Raw genomic sequence first — 22,180 nt, 5'->3', positions numbered from 1 at the left:
ATTTTTATTTCTTATTTAGCCAAATTATTTCTGGCTCTTTTGTATAATTGCTCAAATGAATATGCTTCCCGAGATTGATCTTCTCTATTTTGATAATCGTTCCGTTTTTCGGATTAATGCGTGTCATTTCAAAACCGCCTTTATAATCGGATAGATCAATATCTTCTGCATCGGATTTTTCCTTATAAATGATCAGACCTTGGCTACCTTTTAGCAACCAGGCGCCATTGATTTCTGTTGCTTTCATCTTCGATGCCGCACGGTAGAAATCGTTGTTTCCTATTTTAGGTAAGTTGGCCATAGACCCACCAGCCATAAAAGATGCCCAAGCCATCGTTGGGTAGTTGTCAGCAAAGTATAACACTGCTTTATCCGGATATTTTGTGCGGTATTCGGATACGGCTTTATAAACGGCCTCCATCGATGTTTTCTTTGGTTTCAACAAGCGTGCATGTTGACGCGGTGCCAGATTTTGCCCTCCTTGTGGCGCATAGGTCTTTCCGTCGGCTTGGTAGTGCCAGTAGCGGATATCAATGACCTGGATTTCTTTGGCACGTTCGGTATCCGCCAAAATAGCATCCTGTACGTCTTTCGTAGCACTTAAACCAATCATTGGATTTTTACCCGTCTCAGCCTTCCATTCTTTGATCACATCGATCCAAAACTGAACGAAATGCAACGGTCCGGTATATTCGGCGCTAATCATCTGAATAACTCCCGAGTTGTCTTTAAAATTATTTAAACATTGACGGATGTATACGCGGTGTAATGAACGACGAACAGGGTTATCGATATCGTAGAACTGTTCTGCCATGAAGATTCGTTTATTACCCGCATAAGGAACCGGTTCTGGAAATCCGACATTATTGATATTATTAGCTGCACGCCATGGGAAGTCCGCGTAATGTGCACCAGCTTCGATAATATTATGTTGAAAATAATTTTGATGCAGCAATACCAAACCTTTTTGGTCTGCTAGATCTGCATATTGTTTCAAGCGTCCCCAATAAAATTCGTTGTACTTTGTTAAATCATACTTAGACAAGCCGTCATAAGCTAAGCCCTGGCCACTACGCGCAAATGGCAGTTCATAAAACGGAGGCCACACCTCCCCATTGATCCGACGAATACGCTCGTGGTCATCACGTCTCCGATCGTACCAAAGCCCGTAATTATGATCAATGGCGATAATATTATCTTTTTTTAATGCATCCGTCATCTCTTCAAGATCGTCCGTCAACCCCGTGCCAACCTCCCCAGGCACATAGCGCGTGATATGTGGTTTAGCTTTTTCAGCACCATGCGGTCGAGCGCTACCATTCCACCACGGAACATCCGATTTGGCCCCTATGAGTACTTCATCACCACGTACCAACCAACCGTTTACGACACGCATATCGGCTTGTTTTTTTGCTGGGGTGGTCTCTTTATAGCCGATTTGATCGATGGTTTTTACATTTGCGGTCGTATTTAAGGGATAACGATCACCGGCTTCTGCAATAAAGTCAACCAGTTTCGTCATTGGATTTTCAGACTGACGTGTCAGCTCCATGGCAACACTGACGGGCGGACTACTGGATGCTTCGGTCAAAACTGGCAACAGTACTGTGCGTTCATCAGCCGCTAGGCCAATTCTTTCCCGTAACTGTGCATAATACAAGCTTTTGGGCTTGATATATTCATTCGATTGCTCCCAATAGCCATTTCCCTGAAATTGAGACCAAATACCAAAAGCCCAGTTCTGTGCCGTTGGGGGTTGATAACACTCTACAAGTCCAGCTGTCGACTGCCAAAATACAGAATTTGCTGCCGACCAGCCAGCTCCCTGGCCATCTTGACCTCGGTTTTTATAGCTTAGTGCCTGCGCATCTATATCTGCATTATCAAAAAGAACTCCCGACGCCCAGCTGTCTATCCCACCACTGAAACTGAAAGGCTCTACTGCCTGACATTGGACAAAAGCATTTGGCCCTGCTGCCAGATAGCCCACTGCGAAATCATGATATCCCTGCTCAGAATAGAGCCGCTGAAATAAGGTCTGTTGTCCTTTTGTGAAAAAAGTATATCTTCTTTGGCCACCAATTTCTGAAACCGGGTCCCGGGAAATACAATCCTCAACAGTTAATTTTTGGGTACTTGCTAAAGCGTAAACGGCTGATCCTGCGAAATGCTGGAACTGCATGCGACGCACCCATACATTTTCCGCATTTTCAATAGTAATCGCCATCCAGCGATGGTCTTCGTCTTTCGGGTTATTCGCATCGAAAGCAGATTTAAGTGTGATATTTTCTATACCGACATTTTCGATTCTTCCTTTCCAATTATATTGCTCAACAGTCGCTTGGCCATAGCGTCTGTCCAATGCTGTTGTGATTGGTGCATCAATCTCGATACCATTACCTTTCACTGCGACAATCGTTCTATCCCAAGTAACATCGCGTTGCCCGGGTTTCCAACCTAGCGAAGTAATGCCACCACCAAAATGATCAGTACCCAGCTGATTAATCCAATCTTGCGTGGAAGGTCTTGTAATCCTAATTTTATCGCCAGCTTTATAGGAAGCTGCATGATCAATATCCAATACCCGCGCGTTGACAGGGACGTAAGTACTTGTTACGTTTGTCTTTTTTGCAAACGTGATATCGTCTTTTCCGAGAATACGGATGAGTGTTTCTCTTGTTGTTCCTTCACCAATGATGACAGTTCCATTTGTTGTGAAACCACTACCACGCAGAATAACACCTGAGGCACTAATTTTAAGAGAACCGGAAACAGAATAAACTCCCGCTTGTAAAAGCACCACTCCTCGTAATCCATCTTTACCCAACGGTAGCATTGACACATAGTTGATAGCAGCTTGAATACGCTGTGTAGCATCACCTGTTTTTAGAGGAACAACAACAGCAATCTGTCCGGTAGGAATAGCTTCATTGCCTCCTTTGTATCCCGCATAGGAAAAATCAGGAATCTGATTTCCAAGCGAATCTGCATGGTATACAAACTTTGCCTCATCCCATACTAGAGGACTATATGCCTTCATTTGTTGTGCATGTGCAGTAAAAGCAATGCAGGTGAAAGCATATAATGCGATACAAGAAAAGAGCGAAATTCTTTTTATCATGATTATTTTTTATTTTTTGGCACGACGGCATCTATTGCAACCACCCCATTTAAATAATTCTCAATATTGGCGTAGCCGTTTTTCGCTATCTTTCTAGAATCACTTGGATCATTTGGATTCAACCCCATACTTTTTTCTACATTATCTGGAATGCCATCGTTGTCCGAATCTTGGTAAGGCATCCCCTGATAAGTCGGATATCCGCCTACTTGTGCAATATGGGATATAATCCCTTGTTTGTAGGAGTCTTCTGGAAGGCGTCGTTTAACATATGCAGACACAAATCCATGTTGCGCTTTTGTTGTATCATAATACACTTTATTCTCTGACACTTGCCTAATAATCCGTTGATCAACAGCGTCCTGTTTTGGTAGAAATGCACCTACATTTTTAAGAACATAGTTGTAAGCATCCTGAGCAGATAGTGCGGTAACGGGAGCCATTGGAAACGCCTTATCCACACGGATTTCTTTTTCACGATCACCAACATTCGGTAAATCTTCAATCTGAATGCCTCCGGCCCAGTTATTTTTAGTGACCTCTGGGAAACCTTCTACCACATTTCCATGTGCATATACTTTCCCATACTGATCTTTAAAGGCTTTATCTCTTCCAGATTCTGGCTTTAAGATACGGTACGCAATCGGCTTATCTTTGGGTGTAATTGGCCCCGGCTTATAGTAATTATTGATAAAGTTGAATAAGGATTTATTATCTCCGCCATCAGCACTTCTATTCCACCAGTTCCAAATAACATTATTAACAAATCCAAAGTCACCATACATTCCTATGGAAGGATTCCGACTGATATTTGACGCCCATAGGTTACGCATAAAGGTACTGTTTAAACCACCTATTGTACTTCCGAAAGCGTGGTTGTACGCATCCAGTGCTTCAGAAAAAATAGAATTTTGGATCGTAATATTGACAGTAGGTAATTTGAGATTTTTACCTTCACGGTCGTATACATGTCGATAGATAGACATATTTTCATCCAAACCCCAGCTTGCAGACACGTGGTCAATCATAATATTGCCAACCACATTGCCTCCTACAGCATCATCACGTCTCGTTACATCGGTTTCACCGCGGCGGAAACGTAAAAACCTTAAAATGACATCGTGCGTATCAATCAGAAAAGATTCTCCGGCCACACATACCCCATCCCCTGGCGCTGTCTGTCCGGCAATCGTAATATAAGGCGCTCTGACAACAATTGGCTTTTCAAGTTGAATAATACCAGCGACATTAAATACAACGATACGGGAACCACCGGCCTCACAGGCTTCTCTCAACGTTCCAGGACCAGTGTCCGCAAGACTTGTCACGACAAAAACTTTTCCTCCTCGTCCACCAGCGGTATAAGCGCCTCCACCTTCAGCACCAGGAAATGCTTTAATTTTTGCCTGCGGTAAGTCACTCGGTTTTGCAGCCCAAGGGATATAGGGCTTCCCTTCCTCCTTTATAATTTTTTGTGCTTCTGCCCAGACTTTTTCTAAACGTATGATTTCTGCCTTGTCCCGTTCTGTAGCCAATTTTTTCAGGGAATCTGGAAAAACCGGATATTGGCCCAATGCCGCTACGGGGCTTATTAGCCCCAATAGCAACACAGTATTTCGATTCAGTAACGATGTCATAGCTTTATTTAGCAGCTAATTTATTCAGATAGATTTCGATGTTCGCATAACCTGATGCTGTAATCTTCGCTGAATCGCTCGGATCATTTGGATTGAGCCCCATTTCTTTCTCGACTGTATCTGGAATACCATCATTGTCCGAATCTTTGTACGGTGTACCTTTATACACTGGATATCCGCCAACTTGAGATATGTCGGTAATAATACCAATTTTGTACGAATCCTTTGGTAATCTTCGATGTTCAAAATCTTTTTCCGGCAATTTCACATTGCTTAATAATTTGACTGGTTTACCATTTTTCACATCACCAACAACCCGTGTGTCGACAGGGTCTCTTTTGGGCAAGGTGGCTCCTGCATGTTCGAGAACAAAGCCGTAAGTTTCCTGCGCAGTCATTACCGGAAAACTAGCATGTGGGAATGGTTCCTTAACGCTCATTGCAGCGAAATAAGGCTGAGCTTCAGCATAAGTCATCGCATCCCCTTTTTTATTTTCCAGTTGCACACCACCATCCCAGTTGTTAGCCGTTACTTTCTCGTTTCCTTCTACAATATTACCTTTGACATGCGCCCGGCCGAATACCACATAAGGCAATTTACTTCTACCCGATTCAGGCTTCAAGATGCGATAACTTACAGGCTGATTTAAAGGTGTCGCTGGCCCTGGTTTAAAGTAATTGTTGACAATGTTGTATGTAGCTTGATAGTCTCCACCATCAATTGATCGATGTACCCAATTGTACACAACATTGTTGTAGAAATTGAACAGACCATTCCACCCAATAGATGGGTTACGAGCCGCATTATTTGCCCAGAGATTGCACATGAATGTGCAGTTCTCACCACCTAAAGTACTACCAAATGCATGGTTCCATGTATCTAAAGCTTCAGAGAAAATAGAATTTTGGATGGTAATATTTACAGTACCACGTTTTTCTTCTGCTTTTCCAGTACTATCATTATACATGTGGCGGTACATGGACATATTTTCGTCCAAGCCCCAGCTTGCCGAAACGTGGTCGATCATAATATTTCCCACCGGATTACCACCGATGGCGTCGTCCCGACGGCCAACGTACGTTTCGCCCCGTCTAAATCTCATATGTCGGATCAAGACATCGTGTGTATTGATCCAAACAGATTCACCGGCCACGCAGACACCATCACCTGGTGCAGATTGTCCGGCGATAGTCACATACGGCGCACGAATAATCAATGGCGTTTTTAGGCGGATGATACCAGAAACGTTAAATACGATAATGCGAGGACCACCTTTTTCACAGGCCTCCCGCAATGAACCAGGACCATTATCTTCTAAGCTAGTCACCACATATACCTGACCGCCACGACCACCAAAAGTAAATTTACCACCACCTTCCGCTTCCGGGAAAGCCAAAATCTTAGCTTGTGGAAGATCATCAGGCCGCCCCGCCCAAGGAATATAAGGTTTACCCAGCTTTGCATATTCTTCTATGACAGGTAAAGCTTTTTGCCACGCTTCGTCAGATTGCTCATATGCTTTTTTCATTAGGTCATCTGTAGACTTCTTGACGTCTTCTGGTATTTTGGGATATTGACAAAAGGCAATGCATGTGAAAAGGCTCAACAATGCTGTCAGCGTTATTTTATGTAACATGTTTATCTAGTTAGTAGGATTTATAATTTCTATTTCAAATATATGTCAACTGTACATTTATTAAAAGCAATGTATGTCACAATACGCATACATTGCCTTGATATTCTGTACGTGGGAAACTATTTTAAAGGATCGAAAGATCCAGAACCATTCATGCTATCCCAACCCAAAGTTTGCTGTAAATAGGGAGAGGTAGACAAGATTGTCTGATTGAGTCCGAAGAAGTAATATTGTGGATACCAGGAGAAAGTCCATGCTCCATTTGTGGGATCCAAATCGTCTTTTTCTGCAATATTAAAGTAATTGTCGTATAAATAATCCAAATATTCATCTTGATTCGTGATTCCAGAAGGATACGAAGAGGGCTGACGCTCTATTACCGGCACGCCGCTTTTACTGTCCCTTAATAGCGGATCTAGATCACCAACGTATTCCGTACCACTATTTTTTACAGTAATAAATAAGCCTGTACGCCTTGTTCCATTCAATGGTTTCACTCCGATTCTTTGCGCAGTAGGAGAGTCTGCCTCGAAAAGCTTCCATCTCCTTAGATCGTAGAATCGTTTTCCCTCGTAAGCGAACTCTAATCTACGCTCATTAATCACAGCCCCAAATAACTTATTTCTATTTCCTATTGCAACGCTTAAACCATAAGATCCATCCTTATTTTCAAGCCCAGCACGTTTACGAATCTCAATAATTCCCGCAAGTCCTTCTGTTAATTTATCTGAACCAATAGCCGATTCAGCTAAATTCAATATCACTTCCGCAAAGCGTAATTCAATAAAATCAGTTCCACTTTGTTGGAACCCTGCTCCGCCATTCGATATTCCAGAAGCTTTTGGATCAGCACCCTTTTTCAAATATATACCGCTGGCATTGGCACCTTGGGTTTCTGTAGACACATACGCTCCCTTTTTATTTTTCCAATAATAAGTCCACTGGCGATATTCGCTACCATTCGCATATGGGAAAAGCGCACCGTTAAATACAAATGTCTTTGAAAATCGTGGATCCCTATTTTTATAGAACTTTCGTTTATCATAACTATAAGTAGATGATGGATCATCTATACTTTTCCCATCTAACATTGGAAATGCATCCAGCATTTGTTTAGTAGGGGAAATAGACCCAGAACCAGAGAGTGCACGAGGTCTAACCACTTGTTCCCATCCATTATTTTTAACAGCCCCGCTTGTTGAGGTTAGATTATTAAATCCATAGACTATTACCGCTTCCGAATTTGCACTGCCTTCAGTCAAAAACAAGTCAGCCCAAGATTTGCCATTTGCTGTACCACCATTCTGAAACAAACCAAAGCCATTTTGCTCCAGCAAGTTTTTCGCCTCCAAATTGGCAGTATATGCCGCTTGCCACCTCTCACGAGAATCGTTTGGATTAAATTGCGGACTAGCATAGGTTAACAAAACGCGTCCTTTTAATGCTGCTGCTGCCCCACTTGTGATACGGCCCCAATTTGCGGCATCCCATTTTCCTGGCAAAAGACTCTTTGCCAGGTCTAAATCCTTTACAATTTGAGCAACGCATTCCGCAGTGCTGCTCCTTTGAACAGAATTCTCTTCATTATTTCCGACAACGGGTGTCTGTGAACTTAACACTAAAGGCACACCGCCATACATCCGAACCAATTGAAAATATTGAAATGCGCGCCAAAAATATAGTTGACCTTTCATTTGGTTTCGCGTTGCCTCGTCAACTCCTCCTTGATCGATTTTTTCTAAAAAAACATTGATCTCCTTCATTCTGGTCCACACGTTATTTCCTACACTTGCTGACATTCGTTGACCAAAATATTTATTAGCATGATTATTAATATAAGAGATCGTATTCCATTTTTTGTTATAATCTGTTTCCCCCGCCAATTCATCTGTCGTTTGGGTAAATGTATTGCTATACCCTCCATTTTCAGACGCATCTTGCGTCGCCACAAATGTTTGCGCATTATTTGGCGGCAAAAACAAACCGTAAACATAATCTACATATGCACGCGCCAATATGGGATCTTTGAATACATCATCCTCTTTGACAGCAGCTAAGTCCGTTTTCTCCTCTAGAAAATTATCCTTACAAGCTTGATTTGCCAAGAGTAGGCATACTAATGCTATATTGAAAATTGATATTTTTTTCATCTGTATATAATTTTATTCCATCATTCGATGGAGCTGACCATTCAATCAAATTATCTTTAGTTTGTATTGAACAGTTTATTTTCACGTTATAATGTTACATTTACACCAAAAGAATACGTGCGCAAGTTTGGATATGTATCCCAAGCCGCTCCATTACCATCCTTATATTTAAATGGATTATAGATAGTTAATGGATTCATAGCGCTGGCATACACACGAGCATTGGCTACTTTTAGATATTTCACCAGTTTTTCAGGTAATCTATAACCGACATTGAAACTACTCATACGGAGCTGAAATGCTGGAACTGACCAAAAATTAGATACTCTATTATAAATATCAGACCATTGTGGGTTCGGCATTGTACCCGTAGGATTAAGATCTGGATCGTAGATATTTCCCCAAATGACAGGAAGATTGGTATAAACACGCGAAATATCGTTATTCAGTTTATTCCGTTCAGTAATTTCAGCATATCCGCCAAAGGTTCCAGTCAATACCGCCTCAGCGCTAAAGCCTTTATAACCCGCTTTAAAAGTCATCCCTAATGCGTAATGGTTTGTATTATTTTTTGCTAATTGTATTTGGTCATTTTCGTTAATGATTCCATCTGGCCCCGCAAATGTACCATCCGCCTGGAGTGCCCCACGGACATCGCGGTAATAAAGCATACCCGGTCTTAGCTTATCAGCGGTCTCTTCAAATACTTGTTTAATATTATATTGACTTACGTAGTTGTCAATATCTTGCTGCGTTTTAAACATTCCTAAATAATCGTATCCCCAAGCACCGTTGTCAGATGGCCCATTCGGACGTGCTTTCCAAGGGTATAGAATATCTATGTCATTAAAATCTCCCAAGATAACCTTATCATTAGACCAAGAAAAACGTGTGCTGATACCATAGTTAACTTCATTAACCTTATCTTGCCAACCTAATTCAAACTCATAGCCAAAGGTATTTTTACGGCCATAATTTTCCGCCGCTACAGATCCCCCAACTGAAACAGGAATATTCCCTGTTCGTATTACCAGAAGATCATAACCTTTGTTGTAGTAGCCATCGATTGTTGCGGATAATCGACTATCTAGAAACCGCGCATCAATTCCAATATTATTTTTATATTCATTGGCCCAAGTCGCATTTCTATTCGGGGATTTTTCCATTTTTAAGCCAGTACTCGCATCAATGGAGTTATTATTTTCACCAAAGACACCACCTTTCCCCTGCTGATACGTGTAACGTTGTAACCACCCCCAGGCAGCAGTCTGGTCATTACCGAGCTTACCATGAGACAAGCGTAACTTCAAATAATTAATCGCATTCGAATGGAAAAAGCTTTCTTCACTGATCACCCAACCTGCAGAAACATTGTAAAAATTTCCCCAGTAATTCTCCGGAGCAAATTTTGTTGACGCATCCGAACGAAACAAAATCTCTCCAAGATATTTATTACCATAACGATAGTTCAAACGTCCCACATAACCTAGTGTTCCTGATTCATAAGCGGCCGTACGCCCGCTCACCGCTCCAAAAGCGGTGTTAAATTGGCCATTCGTTGTTGCCAAAGGATCGTCTTTCCAAACATCTTCTTGTGAACTATTAGCCTCCGCTTTTTCAACAGAAAATAACCCAGAGAAATTATGCTTTTTCCATTGCTTATCATAAGTAGCGGTAAAATTTACCTGATAGTTGCTACCTGCCGCATTCGAAAAATAGACTCTGTTACCATTACTAAAAGTAACTGCTTTAGGATCTGTAGCAAGATCATAGATATGTCCATTGTCGCCTGCTCTTGTAAAGGTATACGTCTGATATTTTGTACCTATTTGTGTACCTCTATCATTTTTTAAATTTCGATTGTAAGATCCGCGTAAGATCAATCCATCAAGCCATGGTGCTCGATATTCCCCATTTAAGTTGATACTGAATTGCCGGGTGTCTGACGTTGCCAGATTACCAAGTTTTTGCAATTCAAAATAGTGATAGGCTGATAGATCTCCTGATGTCCCGGGTAATCGAACGGGCAAACCATTAACATACGACGGCACATAAGGAGAGGCCAACAATAAGTTACGATAATCGTTGTCATCATTCTCACCGCCTATTTTGTTAAAAGTTTTCTGCAAGTTTCCGGTATTTCCAGACACTTGTATCCCTACTTTGAAGTTACTTGCTACTTGAATATCGCTACCTGCCCTAAAGTTCCAACGATCATAGTCGAGCGTGCCTAAATTTCCGTCTTGTTTGCTGTATGCAACATTCGCAAAATAGGTTGCTTTATCAGTTCCCCCCGAAACATTCAAAGAATGTCGGGTCAAATAACTCGATTTCCATGCATCATCCAGCCAGTTGTAGGAATGATTTTTAAAGTAATCCAGCTCATCCTGTGAAAAAAACCATTTATCAAAGCCCGGCTTTGTCGCGTCACTATTGCTTCCATTCGGCCCGTTCATGATATTGAAATACATACCATATTGGTAAGCATCCATCATTTTTGTTCGATAAGCTTCATCGTTAATGGCATATGAACCGTTATAGCTAATCTTTGGCGTGCCTACTTTTCCTCTTTTCGTCGTAACCAAAACAACACCATTTGCCCCTCTAACACCATAAACTGCAGCTGCACCATCTTTCAAAAAAGATATACTCTCAATTTCAGAAGGATCTAAATTGCCGAACAATGTTGCATCAGGTTGATTCTGCCCATCTACCTGAACCATACCATCAATAACGTATAGAGGATCTGTTGTCCCTCCATCTTTACTTGGCCCCATAGGTTTTCGTATAGTTAAAGACGCTTTCGTGCCAGGTCGAGTATTGCCTCCACTTACACTTAGTCCAGTAACACGACCCGCTAACGCAGCACCAATATTCGTGGTAGGTAAATCTTCTATCTCTTCCGCTTTGATCGCCACAACCGACCCTGTCAAATGTGCTTTTTTCTGTGTGGTATAACCAACCGTAACAACCTCATCGAGCTCCTGACTTTCAGCTTCCATGCGTATATTTAACACACTTTGGTTGCCAACCGGTATTTCCAATCTTTTATAGCCAACAAAATTGAGCACCAAAATCTCATTCCCAACGGGCAAGTTCAGCCTAAAAGTACCTCCCTCGTCTGTTGAAGTCGCAGTTTTAGATCCTTTAATGGATATCGTTACTCCCGCCAAAGGTTTTCCATTTTGATCAACCACCCTTCCTGTTATATTTTTAAAAAAAAGCAGATTGAGTTCACTTGGATTCGCACCATAAGAGAAGCATGGAATGGCCCCACCTGTCATTATTCCAATGGCGAGCAGCTTTGCCAACCGAATAGAAGATTTCCTTGGGAATATAAAGTAATTCATAATTTAGGTCCTTGTTTATTGGTTTGTTTTTTTGAGTCTCGCGGCCCACTTGTCACCTTCCTCTTTTAAATTATAGCCGTGAGACGCTAAATAGTTATTGATTTTGCCTTTGTATTTACCGAACCAGGCGTGTTTTTTTTCCGAAGATTCGGCCTGCATGGCAAAATCTCGAGCTTCATAAAGTAAACTGTCAATCATATGTACTTCATCTTTTGAAAGACCAGGAATCATATCTTGATAGGCCTTCACGGTGTTCGGATAAACATGATAGGTCATGCCGTTTTTAACTGCTTCAACTTCTGCCGGTGTTAAAACTTGTTTTAACCGGATTACGAAAGCTTGATTTAAATTGGAAGTTTCCTGAAGCGTCTCCTGTGCGATCTGTTCTTTTAGACTCTTATCCGTATTCTCCTTGATTTTCAAATCACGAAGCGAATAACAGGCATTCAAAAGATAATATTGATCACGAATAATGTGGACCGCTCTCTCTTGCTTGGCCTGATCTGCTAGCGCTAGTTTAGCTACAATTTTTGCAGACCGATCTGTAATAGTTTTCCAATAGGCGTCCTCTGTTTGACTAAATGTCATAGACACGCTTAAAAATAAAATTGTGAATAATGTAAAACGTTTCATAGGCATGAAATGGTTTATCCCTTTTTGGTTATTAAATATTAAATTAAATAAAGCCCCTTAACTTTATTTCCGTTATAATTGCTCAAAATAAACGTCAAAACGACACAAAATTTCAAGTGCTCAATATAACTGAAAATTTCATCGGCAACCGTCATGTACTATCCTGACCCACTTGCTATTTGACCTCTAGATTATCCACAACAACACCCTTAGAATCAAGACTATAAAGTTTGATAAAATAGGTCCCAGCATTGATCATTGTCTTTGTATCAGTATTGATATAATTCCATTTTCCGGAACGCGTAGGTTCCAATGATACAAGAGTTTTAGGCACCAACACGTGCTTATTTTTGTCTAAAATTTCATAGTAAGCACGACGAACTTCCTTAAATGGATTATGATACTTCACCAATAATGAATACACATCCGCTGCACCGACCTGAAACTCCCAAGCGATATAACTCTCACTAGCATTAAATACTAAACGTCTTTGGCCGGCAAACTCAATTTCGGAAACACCTTCCCGCCAAAGGGTTTGATAGGCTTTATAGTTTTTGACCTCCTTCAAGTCATACACTGGAAGAAGCCCACTTTGCTGCTGAAAGACCACAATATCTCCGCCGCGCTCAGTTTTCAGCAAAATTTCCTCGCCTACCTTTAGCACCCTACGGAATACGGCAAAATATTTTCCCGTATTCAATTGTACACTGTCTTTGGTCTCTTCAAAATTGTCCGGTTTCTCATTTCCTAGATAGAAAGCAGTGGTAGGTTCTTTAAAACGTAGATGATAGGTGCTATTGCTATCAAGCTCAAAATAATCTGAGCCAAACAAGGATGGTGGCAAGGAAAAAAACGATGTTACGCTAGGGCCGTCCTTTTTCAATACACTGCCTATATCCAGCCAACTATGGAGTTTTATATTCTGACGCGCTAAATCTAGATTATAATGATCTTGACCGCTTGATTCTGAAACTATGGCAATACCCTTCTTTGAGGCAATAGCAATGGCGTGCATTACTGCTTGTCCAGCATAAACGCGTGGGAAATTGATAACAATCTTTCCGTCAGCAACCCTAACAGTATAGTTTTTTCTGACTACGCGCTGGAATCCCGCATTTTTATAAATATCAAACTTATGCTCAACAAGTTGGCCATTGATAGCAATATCGAAAACTCGATCGCCATTGCCTGACGAAAACTTACCATACCAAGGTTCGGCGAAATATAATTCAACTAAATATTCTCCATTAGGTACGTCAAATTGATAGCCCAACTTCTCAAGCCCATATCGGAAGCTCTGAAAAAGAGGCCAGTCTTTAGTTCCTTTAATTGGATCAAAAATAACGCGTTGACTGGCAAAATAAGTGTTCATCCCTTCAAAACTATCCGCCCAAGATTTACTGCCCCAGCCCAATTTCGACCGATACGGTTGGTCAGCTTTCCACTCTACCCCGTATTCATCTGTATAATTATCGCCACCGCAATTAACACGGTAGAGATAATGATATCCAAGATCTGGTTTTAGCATCTTGGATGAGCCTACGGAAAAGTCTCGAAAATGTGGACTTTCGGGAAAATTATGTAGTATAATGGTGTCACGGCTAACGATCTTTCCCCCTATTCGTCCCTCGGCGTACAATATATTATACCTCACCTCAACACCATTAAATTCAATATGCTTTCCAAAACCAGGATGTTGCTTTTTTCCAAGTGACAGGGATCCTAAATCATTGAAAAGTTCGACTTCCTCACAATTCGAAAAAATACGAATGTTGTCTTTCACTCCAGGGGCCAACCACCGATTTGGCCAAGAATGCATTGCGATATAAACCATTGGATGCTTCTTTTTACCATAATGCGACAGATACATGTAATAAGCATCCGTAGGCTCTCCCCAGGGGGTTAATAAACCTTTATAATTAACCGGGCCAATCCTGTCAATATCACGATTTCCTTCTCCCCCCTGAATACGCCCCGGATTATCATGTGAGTTCCAAAGCCATAAATAATGACCAATCGCTTTGGCTTTAACAGAATCTGCTAAACGAACTTTTGTTTGTAGTATATCGACAAAGCGCTCTTCGTTGTAGTTACTCTCGTTAGGAAGATAGGGTGGTTCGGCATGTAAGCCCAAGCTCCTCCAAGCGCCGTACTCCCCTACAAGCTGCTGCTTTTTAAGATCCTCTCCATAGGTGTTTTGATTTCCCCCGTAAGTGCCTGTCCAATTTTGCTGAACATCCCAATCGGTACCACTACCGCCATTACATGTAGTCACCAGTCGTTGTATAGATGCTGTAGGATCTAATTTCCGAATTAGTGCTGTACATTCCCATGCAAAATCTTCGGGTAGTGTACTCTCATTTTCAAGGCCCCACAAAATTACTGAAGGGCTATTTCTACGTTCTCGTACCCATTCTGTTAACAATTTTTTGAAATTTTCTCGAAATGCTGGTGTGTCAAACCAAATATGGGCAGCAAGCTGTGTCCACAATAAAATGCCATGACGATCCCATGCGTGTTGATATCGCAGGTTATGGGGTTGATGTGCATCACGAAATGAATTGAATCCGAGCGTTCTAATTTGTCTAATCCGGGCATCAATCTCCTCTTTATCAAAGGCATGTGATTGCCCCAATTTATGTTCATACTCCGCAATGCCATTAATAAATATAGGCTTTCCATTAACCAAGAGACGTGGGTCGCCAGAGGGCTTTAAACCTTTTGACCAGCGAACAGACCTAACTCCATAACGTGTTTCAACCTCATCGGTAATCTGCCCACCAATTTTGATCTGCATTTTTATGCGATATAGGTAGGGTGAATCCACAGACCATAATTGCGGATTGGCCAAAACCAGATCTTTCAGCCGAATTTTCTTTGTTGTGTTTACTTTTATCTGATCTTTCGATGTAGATTGAAGAATTGATATCCCTTTCTGATCCAACACTTCGGTTACAATCTCCACATCTTTATTTCTCTGGCTTTTATTGCTCACTTCTACAACTTGATGTACGATTGCTTTTCGATGATCGGCAGTCTCATCGTTCCAGTAATGCTCGCCAAAAGGAGTAATAGCTACTTCATTTTTAATTAATAAACTCACAGGTCTAAAAACGCCCATAGGCTGTGATCCTTCTGAAAATCCACGCTCAGTAGAACAGCCGCCATCCACCCAAGGAAGATCCATGATATGAGCTGGATGGTCTGCCCGAACAGCTAACAAATTAGGACTCCCATCCAATTTAATCGCATCAGTAACATCCAATGTAAATGTGGTTCTTCCCCCTGCGTGATATCCTACGCGCAAACCATTTAACCAAACTGTGGCATAGGAACCTACTCCCTCAAAAAATAAATAGAACCTATTCTTTTTTCTTTGCTGTTTGAGCGAGAAATTTTTCCGATACCAGGAGTAACCATGTAAATTGCCATGTAACAATCTACGATAACCTTCGTAGCTCTCCCAATTATGAGGAACATCGACTTTCCGCCAGTTATCGTCTGTCTTAAAAGAAGCCTGGTGAAATCCATTATATCTCGCGGAATCTTTTTGATCCATTATCGTCATCCAGTCAGCATCCAATGTTACTATTTTACGAACGTTCTGACCAAAAGAAAATAGCCCAAACACTAAGATACATATACAGCAAAAGAGTCTTCTAATCAACATCAACGTGGTCTTCATTATTTCTTTAAAATCAATTCCCTACTAAAGGCATAAGATTTGCCCTTCTTTGTTTGAATCTTTACTTCATGGTTCTGATAACGCAAATGGAGGTCTTCTCCTGAAAGTGATTCAACGGTAACCCCTAACAACTGACTGTCTTTCCACTCCATATTGATCTGAAATGCTCCTCGCGCTTTGATTCCTTGGACTTTTCCTGTTCCGATTTCCGCCGGTAATGCCGGTAATAGCTCAATTCCATCCGTGTGGCTCTGGAGTAACATTTCTATAATTCCCGATGCCCCACCGAAATTCCCATCGATCTGAAACGGTGGATGGGCATCAAATAGGTTTGGATAAGAACCACCTCCATTATCCGCCGGCCGCAATAGCATTTTTACCATGTGATAAGCATGCTGAGCGTCTTTTAATCTCGCCCAAAAATTAATTTTCCATGCTAAGCTCCAACCTGTCCCTTCATCTCCCCGTAACACCAACGAGCGCTTTGCAGCTTCAACCAGCTGTGGTGTACCAATCAGATTGATTTCATTTCCCGGGAATAAACCCCACAAATGGGATACATGTCGATGTTTATTCTGCGGATCGTCCATATCTACCAACCACTCCTGCAGTTGTCCATATTTCCCGATTTGGTTAGGTGCAATCTGATTCCGCATGTTGCTAATCGAATCCCGTAAAAGATTATCGCTATCCAGTATCTTGGAGCTTTGGTTGAAAATATCAAATAAGGAGCGAATAATCTGATGATCCATAGTAGGCCCCTTGACCAACCCTCCATTCTCGGGGGAGTTTGAAGGTGAGCTGACCAACCATCCCGTTACTTTGTCCTTGACAAGAAAGTCCTTAAAAAATAAGGTAGCATCCTTAATAATTGGATAATATTCTTTTAAAAAGTGTAAATCTTGTGTGTAAAGATAATGTTCCCAAAGATGTCTCACCAACCAAGCTCCACCTGTTGGCCATATACCATGGTTGGAATTATTAATGGGAGCTGTACCCCGCCATAAATCCGTATTGTGATGTAAAACCCAACCCCGGGCAGCATAATATTCTTTGGCCGTTTCTGCACCCGCCACATGCAAATCTTGAATCATTTGGAATAAAGGATCCTGCAATTCAGAGAGATTTAAAACCTCGGTCGGCCAATAGTTCATCTCCAAATTTATGTTAGTCGTATATTTGCTCCCCCATGATGGTTCTAAAGATGAATTCCAAATGCCCTGAAGATTCATAGGTTGGCTACCTGTTCGAGAAGCTGCAATTTGGAGATATCGGGCGTATTGCACATAAAGCGCGAGCAGCCCAGGGTCATCCAACATTACTGCCCTTCTTAATCTTCTATCTGTTGGAATAGTATCGAGCTGGCTGCTATCGTAAAGTTCTATTGCAAAGCGACGGTACAAATTCTGGTAATCTTTTTGATGGATTTGATACAATTTATCAAAGTCCGACTTCCATAAATTTTTGGATCTATCCAATGCGACAGTAGCATACTGATCGTTCAGTTCTCGATAAGATTTAAAATTGGTTGATGCAGTTAGATAAATCTGGACCTCATCGGCTTGTTTAACAACAAGATCATTACCTTCATAAAATACCCGACCACCTTTCAATTTGAGCTTTACGAAGGCTGTTCCTCGCATCGAACCATTTTTGACCCATACCTCCATACCGATGGAGGAGTCCATCATGTGATCAAGTTTGGCACGCTGATGTTTGGTATTCAAGCGTAATCTAAAAGTGATTTTTCCCTTCTGATCTGCCTGTAATCTTAAGCCGATAAAATTGTTGGGATAACTTGCAAAATAAGTTCTTTTATAGTGAATTCCATGAGCATCATAATTGACACGAACTTCACCTTTATCCATATCGAGTATCCGGCTGTAGCGCTTTGCCTCTTTGTGATCAAATTGCAAATTTAACGTACCAAAAGGCTGATAAGATGCCTGATAACTTCCTATTTTGGGACTGTTTGGATCTTGAATATAGTATTTCCACTCTCCATTAAGCGAGATTAGTTTTCCGGTGGAACTTTTTAATCCTATTGACTGCTTTGTGTCCTTATAACCAGCTACACCTCCTTTTCCTTCTAAATTGATCACCTGAATTGCGATACTATTTCTCCCTTCTTTCAGTAGCCCTTTAGGTATTTGATAAAGTCTTCTGGTATCATCCCCCACCGACTGACCAACGAGCTTACCATTGATATACGTATAATCGATGGTCCTGATCTTATTTAAATCCAACGCCCAGACCTCTGACAGCTGATTTTTTGAAAGGTGAAATTCATAACGAAACCAAACGGCACCATCCAAACCCTCCAGTCCTAGACTCTCCCAACCCTCATAATGCGGAGCCCTTATAAGCGGCCATTTACTATCGTCAAAAACGAACTCAAAAGGCCCATGCTTTTGCTCGCGAATTTTCCCAATTTTTTCCAGCCAAGCATCAGGATCTTCTGATTCACTTTTAAGCCCCATAAATTCCCGCATCGCTAAAGATTCCGCACCTCTCTGTTGCCCTTGATCAAGCAACTCCCGTATGTTTTGAAGATACTTTGATGCGCCTTTTTTATTATAATTTCGTGGTCCATCCGTCCACAATGTCTCCTCATTAAACTGCAATTCTTCCTCCTCGACTCCCCCATAAACCATGGCTCCGAGTCGACCATTGCCAATAGGTAAAGCCTCCTCCCATTGTTTGGCAGGATGATCAAACCACACACGTGTTTGTGCAAAAGCGAAGCCCAAGGGCCATATCGAAAAAAAAGACAATAAAATATACAGATACAAACGCATTATTTAGCTTCCAAAGGGTTTACATTTGACGTTAACTGACCGTTTCTATAATTACCACGGAGTATTTGTTTTACACGAGCTAGATTATTACCGTGAACATAGATAGCTTCATTCGCTGATCCGACTAAATCCAAAAAGAGTGCTGTACCTAACAATGGAAAGCAACTCTGCACATTCACTGATTTACAATTTTCAAGCTCGATAAGCGATCTTTCAGCCACCGGTGTTGTGTTTTTTATATTCAATAGATTCAGTTCTTTACCGTTCTTGACGGATAATAGCGCACCCTGTGTGATCGCGACGTTTACATTACTCAATGTCAATCCATTCACATTGAGCGCTGAAAAACCTGTGGTTCCCTGCATGTTAATATCCGAAAACACGACATTTTCAATTGGCATTTCTGCTAAGCCTCGCATATAACCAATGCGATTTGTTGTACCAGATAAATTGTTGATAAAGATGTTCCTGAATTTAGGCGTACGTTCACTAACAGGCCCCGGTTCACTTTTAGCATATTCCATATCTAGTACAATAGCCTGATCTCGAATATCACGCATGACAATATTGGAGACTTGAATATTTTCTACAATCCCACCTCTACCTCTTGCGGTTTTTAAACGTATACCACGATCTGTTCCGTCGAAAATACAATTGGAAATAACAATATTTTTCACACCACCTGACATTTCACTCCCAATAACTACCCCACCATGTCCGCGAAGCATCGTACAGTTTGTAATGGTATAATTCTCTGCGGGGATATTGATTTTCCTTCCCGAACGATCCTTTCCAGATTTTATGGTAATGCAATCATCCCCTACACTAATGTGGCAATTGGCAATGCGAACATTGGAGCAAGATTCTGGATTGATACCATCTGTATTAGGCGAAGGAGGGTTATCTATTGTAACGCCTTCTACGGTAACGTTATCACAATATTGTGGATTAATTGTCCAAAACGGCGAATTTTGAATTTTAATATCTCTGATCTGTACATTTTTACAGTTTAAGAACTGTATAAAAGGCGGGCGTAAAAATCCTCTCTCAATCCATCCCGGAAGGTCCGGAGCCAAAACATCTTTATTGAGGCGTTTAAACTCTTTTTGCCATTTGCTATCTTCTGTCTGCTTCTTAACATCAACCTCTGAATAGCCCCACCATTTTTTACCGTGTCCGTCAATGAGCCCACGTCCTTGGATACTGATATTCTCTAGATTATTACCGTAAAATAATGGCGAAAAGTTTGTAACAACAGTTCCTTCCCAACGAGATTCAACCATAGGTAAATACTCATCAAAATTATCGCTAAAATGTAACTCCGCTCCAGCATCGATATAAATCGTAATATTACTTTTAAGATGAATGGGCCCGGTGACGTATTTTCCAGCTGGAAAATAAATCGTCCCCCCGCCTCTATTGGACGCTGTTGTAATAGCTTTTTTGATAGCCAATGTATTACTTCCCGTGCTGTCCTTCCGACCACCAAAATCCATGACGTTAAGCCAAGTTTGTGCCTGCAAACCCAACATGAATAAACAGAGTAATACAGTTATTATTCCATGACGATAGCTCTTTCTGATCATATTACTTTAAGTTAATCTTACAATTTTTTAAATCCTTTTGTTGCATTGACTTTACACCGTCCACATAGATGATCAGTCCCTTGCCTTTGTGATATTTCTCGCCAGTGACATCCCAGTAAATAGCAATGTTCTTATTGTGATACGTTAACTGGGTGAGTGAAAAGTAGTCCCATTGATCTTTCGAAATCAACGGTTTTATCTCAAGAATAGGATTAGTTTGTGGTTTTATTCCAATTAGATCCTGAATAATGATATCCGCAAATGTAGAATGGTTATAAAACTTACTTCTCGGATGATCTCCCTTCAACCATTCGCCAGTTTTCTCATCTTGATATTCACCGATGTAGGGTTTACCATTCATAACATGGGATTTGGCATATTTATGGATTTGCTCGTATAAATCGTTTGCGTCAACTGCTTTATTCCTTTTATAATCGCTTAAATAATTAGCCATCCCCCTGATGGTCTGTGAACTTGTAAAAGGCCAAATTGCACCATCCCATTCACAGCTATGTCCAGTTCCACGGGTTCGAAATGTCGGTTCACGCCGCTCAGCCGTTGTTGTTCCCCAAGGTGCATTAAATCCTGCGGTATCGGGTAGCTGCAGCCAAGCTTTTCCATAAGCTGTTCTATCCGGAGGTAAATGAAAGTACCATGGGATAAAACCGATTGCTTCCCGCGTGGGGTGTAGCTCCCCTTTTTCCATCTTTGTTTTAAAAAATTGATCTTCTTTGTCCCAAAGCGAATCCAATATCAATTGGCGTAAAGTCTGTGCATAGGAATTGTATTTTTTCTCTAATTTTGGATTAGACACCAATTTGGCAATTGTCGCAATCGCTACAGCGTTTCCATACATATAGCTATTGATTGACGGACGCATATTATGAACCTTACGTCCACCCGACACCGACTCTTCCATACCATCTTGAACGTCAAATTGCCAAAAGAGTCCATTTTTAGTCTTTCTTTCTTTTTCCCACTTTTTAAAATCCAAATCCAAATCCAATAGACGGTCTTTTAGATATTGATTATCAGGATTAACTTTACAATAAGCTAGTAAGGCATCAGGTAGCCAAGAACTGAATTGATGAAACCTTGGCTTCGATTGATTCTTGTCTGCATGATAAAGCCAAAAGTCGATGTATTCTTTTAGAAATGCATTGTCACGAATCCACCTTCCTTCATACAAATGGTGTCCGAGCGCACAACTGATTGAATTGTATTTTCCAGCATGCTTCACTGGCTCAATAAATTCGGTCACCAAGGTGCCTTCCGGACTAGATTTGATATGTTTTCGGTAAGACCACCATCGAAAATAATAGGTTTGCTCGATTTCCTTATCCGGACAGTCAAATAAAGGAATATTAGCCATCATCCAGTCATAGGCATCCTTATTCGGAATATTATTGATTACTGCTTCGTTATCGTTTTTGTTAAACTCTTGAACATAGCTGTGAACTTTATCTTCTAATTTCTGCTGTGCCTTTACACATGATAGCGCACAGAAAAGAAGCGCAAGAATAGATTTTATAATTTTCATTCCTTATTTAATATCAAAAAAGTTGAAGTAGATGTATTGTGTTC

At 41.1% G+C, this 22,180-nt stretch carries 10 protein-coding genes; all 10 read right to left on the bottom strand.

The features are described 5' to 3' along the window. Nucleotides 1-4: 4 nt before the first annotated feature. The 10 genes from B3E00_RS01900 to B3E00_RS01855 all read right to left on the bottom strand — a co-directional run bounded on the left by B3E00_RS01900 (nucleotide 5) and on the right by B3E00_RS01855 (nucleotide 22,136). Complete coding sequence (locus B3E00_RS01900) at nucleotides 5-3,121, bottom strand: DUF6298 domain-containing protein (RefSeq protein ID WP_293936509.1); 3,117 nt, start codon at nucleotides 3,119-3,121, stop codon at nucleotides 5-7. A gap of 2 nt (nucleotides 3,122-3,123) precedes the next feature. Continuing rightward, nucleotides 3,124-4,758 (bottom strand): polysaccharide lyase, encoded by a 1,635-nt coding sequence (locus B3E00_RS01895; protein ID WP_293936506.1) that lies wholly within the window; start codon nucleotides 4,756-4,758, stop codon nucleotides 3,124-3,126. Between the two features lie 4 nt (nucleotides 4,759-4,762). Further along, nucleotides 4,763-6,394, bottom strand: coding sequence for a polysaccharide lyase (locus B3E00_RS01890; protein ID WP_293936503.1), 1,632 nt, complete (start codon nucleotides 6,392-6,394; stop codon nucleotides 4,763-4,765). A gap of 119 nt (nucleotides 6,395-6,513) precedes the next feature. Continuing rightward, nucleotides 6,514-8,544: a RagB/SusD family nutrient uptake outer membrane protein gene (locus B3E00_RS01885; RefSeq protein ID WP_293936500.1), complete on the bottom strand. Its 2,031-nt coding sequence runs from the start codon at nucleotides 8,542-8,544 to the stop codon at nucleotides 6,514-6,516. A gap of 86 nt (nucleotides 8,545-8,630) precedes the next feature. Beyond that, nucleotides 8,631-11,894 carry a SusC/RagA family TonB-linked outer membrane protein gene (locus B3E00_RS01880; RefSeq protein ID WP_293936498.1) on the bottom strand — a complete coding sequence of 1,088 codons (3,264 nt, stop codon included), beginning with the start codon at nucleotides 11,892-11,894 and terminating at the stop codon, nucleotides 8,631-8,633. 15 nt (nucleotides 11,895-11,909) lie between these two features. After that, a complete protein-coding gene (locus B3E00_RS01875) occupies nucleotides 11,910-12,482 on the bottom strand; it encodes a DUF3826 domain-containing protein (RefSeq protein WP_293936496.1) in 573 nt (190 codons plus the stop codon). Nucleotides 12,483-12,702: 220 nt separating this feature from the next. After that, nucleotides 12,703-16,197 carry a malectin domain-containing carbohydrate-binding protein gene (locus B3E00_RS01870; protein ID WP_293936493.1) on the bottom strand — a complete coding sequence of 1,165 codons (3,495 nt, stop codon included), beginning with the start codon at nucleotides 16,195-16,197 and terminating at the stop codon, nucleotides 12,703-12,705. Between the two features lie 14 nt (nucleotides 16,198-16,211). After that, complete coding sequence (locus B3E00_RS01865; protein ID WP_293936490.1) at nucleotides 16,212-19,010, bottom strand: glycoside hydrolase family 95 protein; 2,799 nt, start codon at nucleotides 19,008-19,010, stop codon at nucleotides 16,212-16,214. Beyond that, on the bottom strand, nucleotides 19,010-20,596 hold the full coding sequence (locus B3E00_RS01860; RefSeq protein ID WP_293883910.1) for a glycoside hydrolase family 28 protein: 1,587 nt from the start codon (nucleotides 20,594-20,596) through the stop codon (nucleotides 19,010-19,012). Before B3E00_RS01860 ends, B3E00_RS01865 begins: the two co-directional genes overlap by 1 nt. A gap of 1 nt (nucleotide 20,597) precedes the next feature. After that, nucleotides 20,598-22,136, bottom strand: a complete 1,539-nt coding sequence (locus B3E00_RS01855; protein ID WP_293883912.1) for an MGH1-like glycoside hydrolase domain-containing protein — start codon at nucleotides 22,134-22,136, stop codon at nucleotides 20,598-20,600. Nucleotides 22,137-22,180 lie beyond the last annotated feature (44 nt).

Origin of the sequence: Sphingobacterium sp. UBA5996 (genome assembly GCF_002429765.1) — a bacterium.
In the GTDB taxonomy this organism is placed as follows: Bacteria; Bacteroidota; Bacteroidia; order Sphingobacteriales; family Sphingobacteriaceae; genus Sphingobacterium.
This window is presented reverse-complemented; position numbering and strand designations above follow the sequence as displayed.

Coding starts and splice junctions, on each gene's coding strand:
- B3E00_RS01900 (WP_293936509.1), bottom strand. CDS start 3,121: ATGATAAAAAGAATTTCGCTCTTTTCTTGTATCGCATTATATGCTTTC.
- B3E00_RS01895 (WP_293936506.1), bottom strand. CDS start 4,758: ATGACATCGTTACTGAATCGAAATACTGTGTTGCTATTGGGGCTAATA.
- B3E00_RS01890 (WP_293936503.1), bottom strand. CDS start 6,394: ATGTTACATAAAATAACGCTGACAGCATTGTTGAGCCTTTTCACATGC.
- B3E00_RS01885 (WP_293936500.1), bottom strand. CDS start 8,544: ATGAAAAAAATATCAATTTTCAATATAGCATTAGTATGCCTACTCTTG.
- B3E00_RS01880 (WP_293936498.1), bottom strand. CDS start 11,894: ATGAATTACTTTATATTCCCAAGGAAATCTTCTATTCGGTTGGCAAAG.
- B3E00_RS01875 (WP_293936496.1), bottom strand. CDS start 12,482: ATGACATTTAGTCAAACAGAGGACGCCTATTGGAAAACTATTACAGAT.
- B3E00_RS01870 (WP_293936493.1), bottom strand. CDS start 16,197: ATGTTGATTAGAAGACTCTTTTGCTGTATATGTATCTTAGTGTTTGGG.
- B3E00_RS01865 (WP_293936490.1), bottom strand. CDS start 19,010: ATGCGTTTGTATCTGTATATTTTATTGTCTTTTTTTTCGATATGGCCC.
- B3E00_RS01860 (WP_293883910.1), bottom strand. CDS start 20,596: ATGATCAGAAAGAGCTATCGTCATGGAATAATAACTGTATTACTCTGT.
- B3E00_RS01855 (WP_293883912.1), bottom strand. CDS start 22,136: ATGAAAATTATAAAATCTATTCTTGCGCTTCTTTTCTGTGCGCTATCA.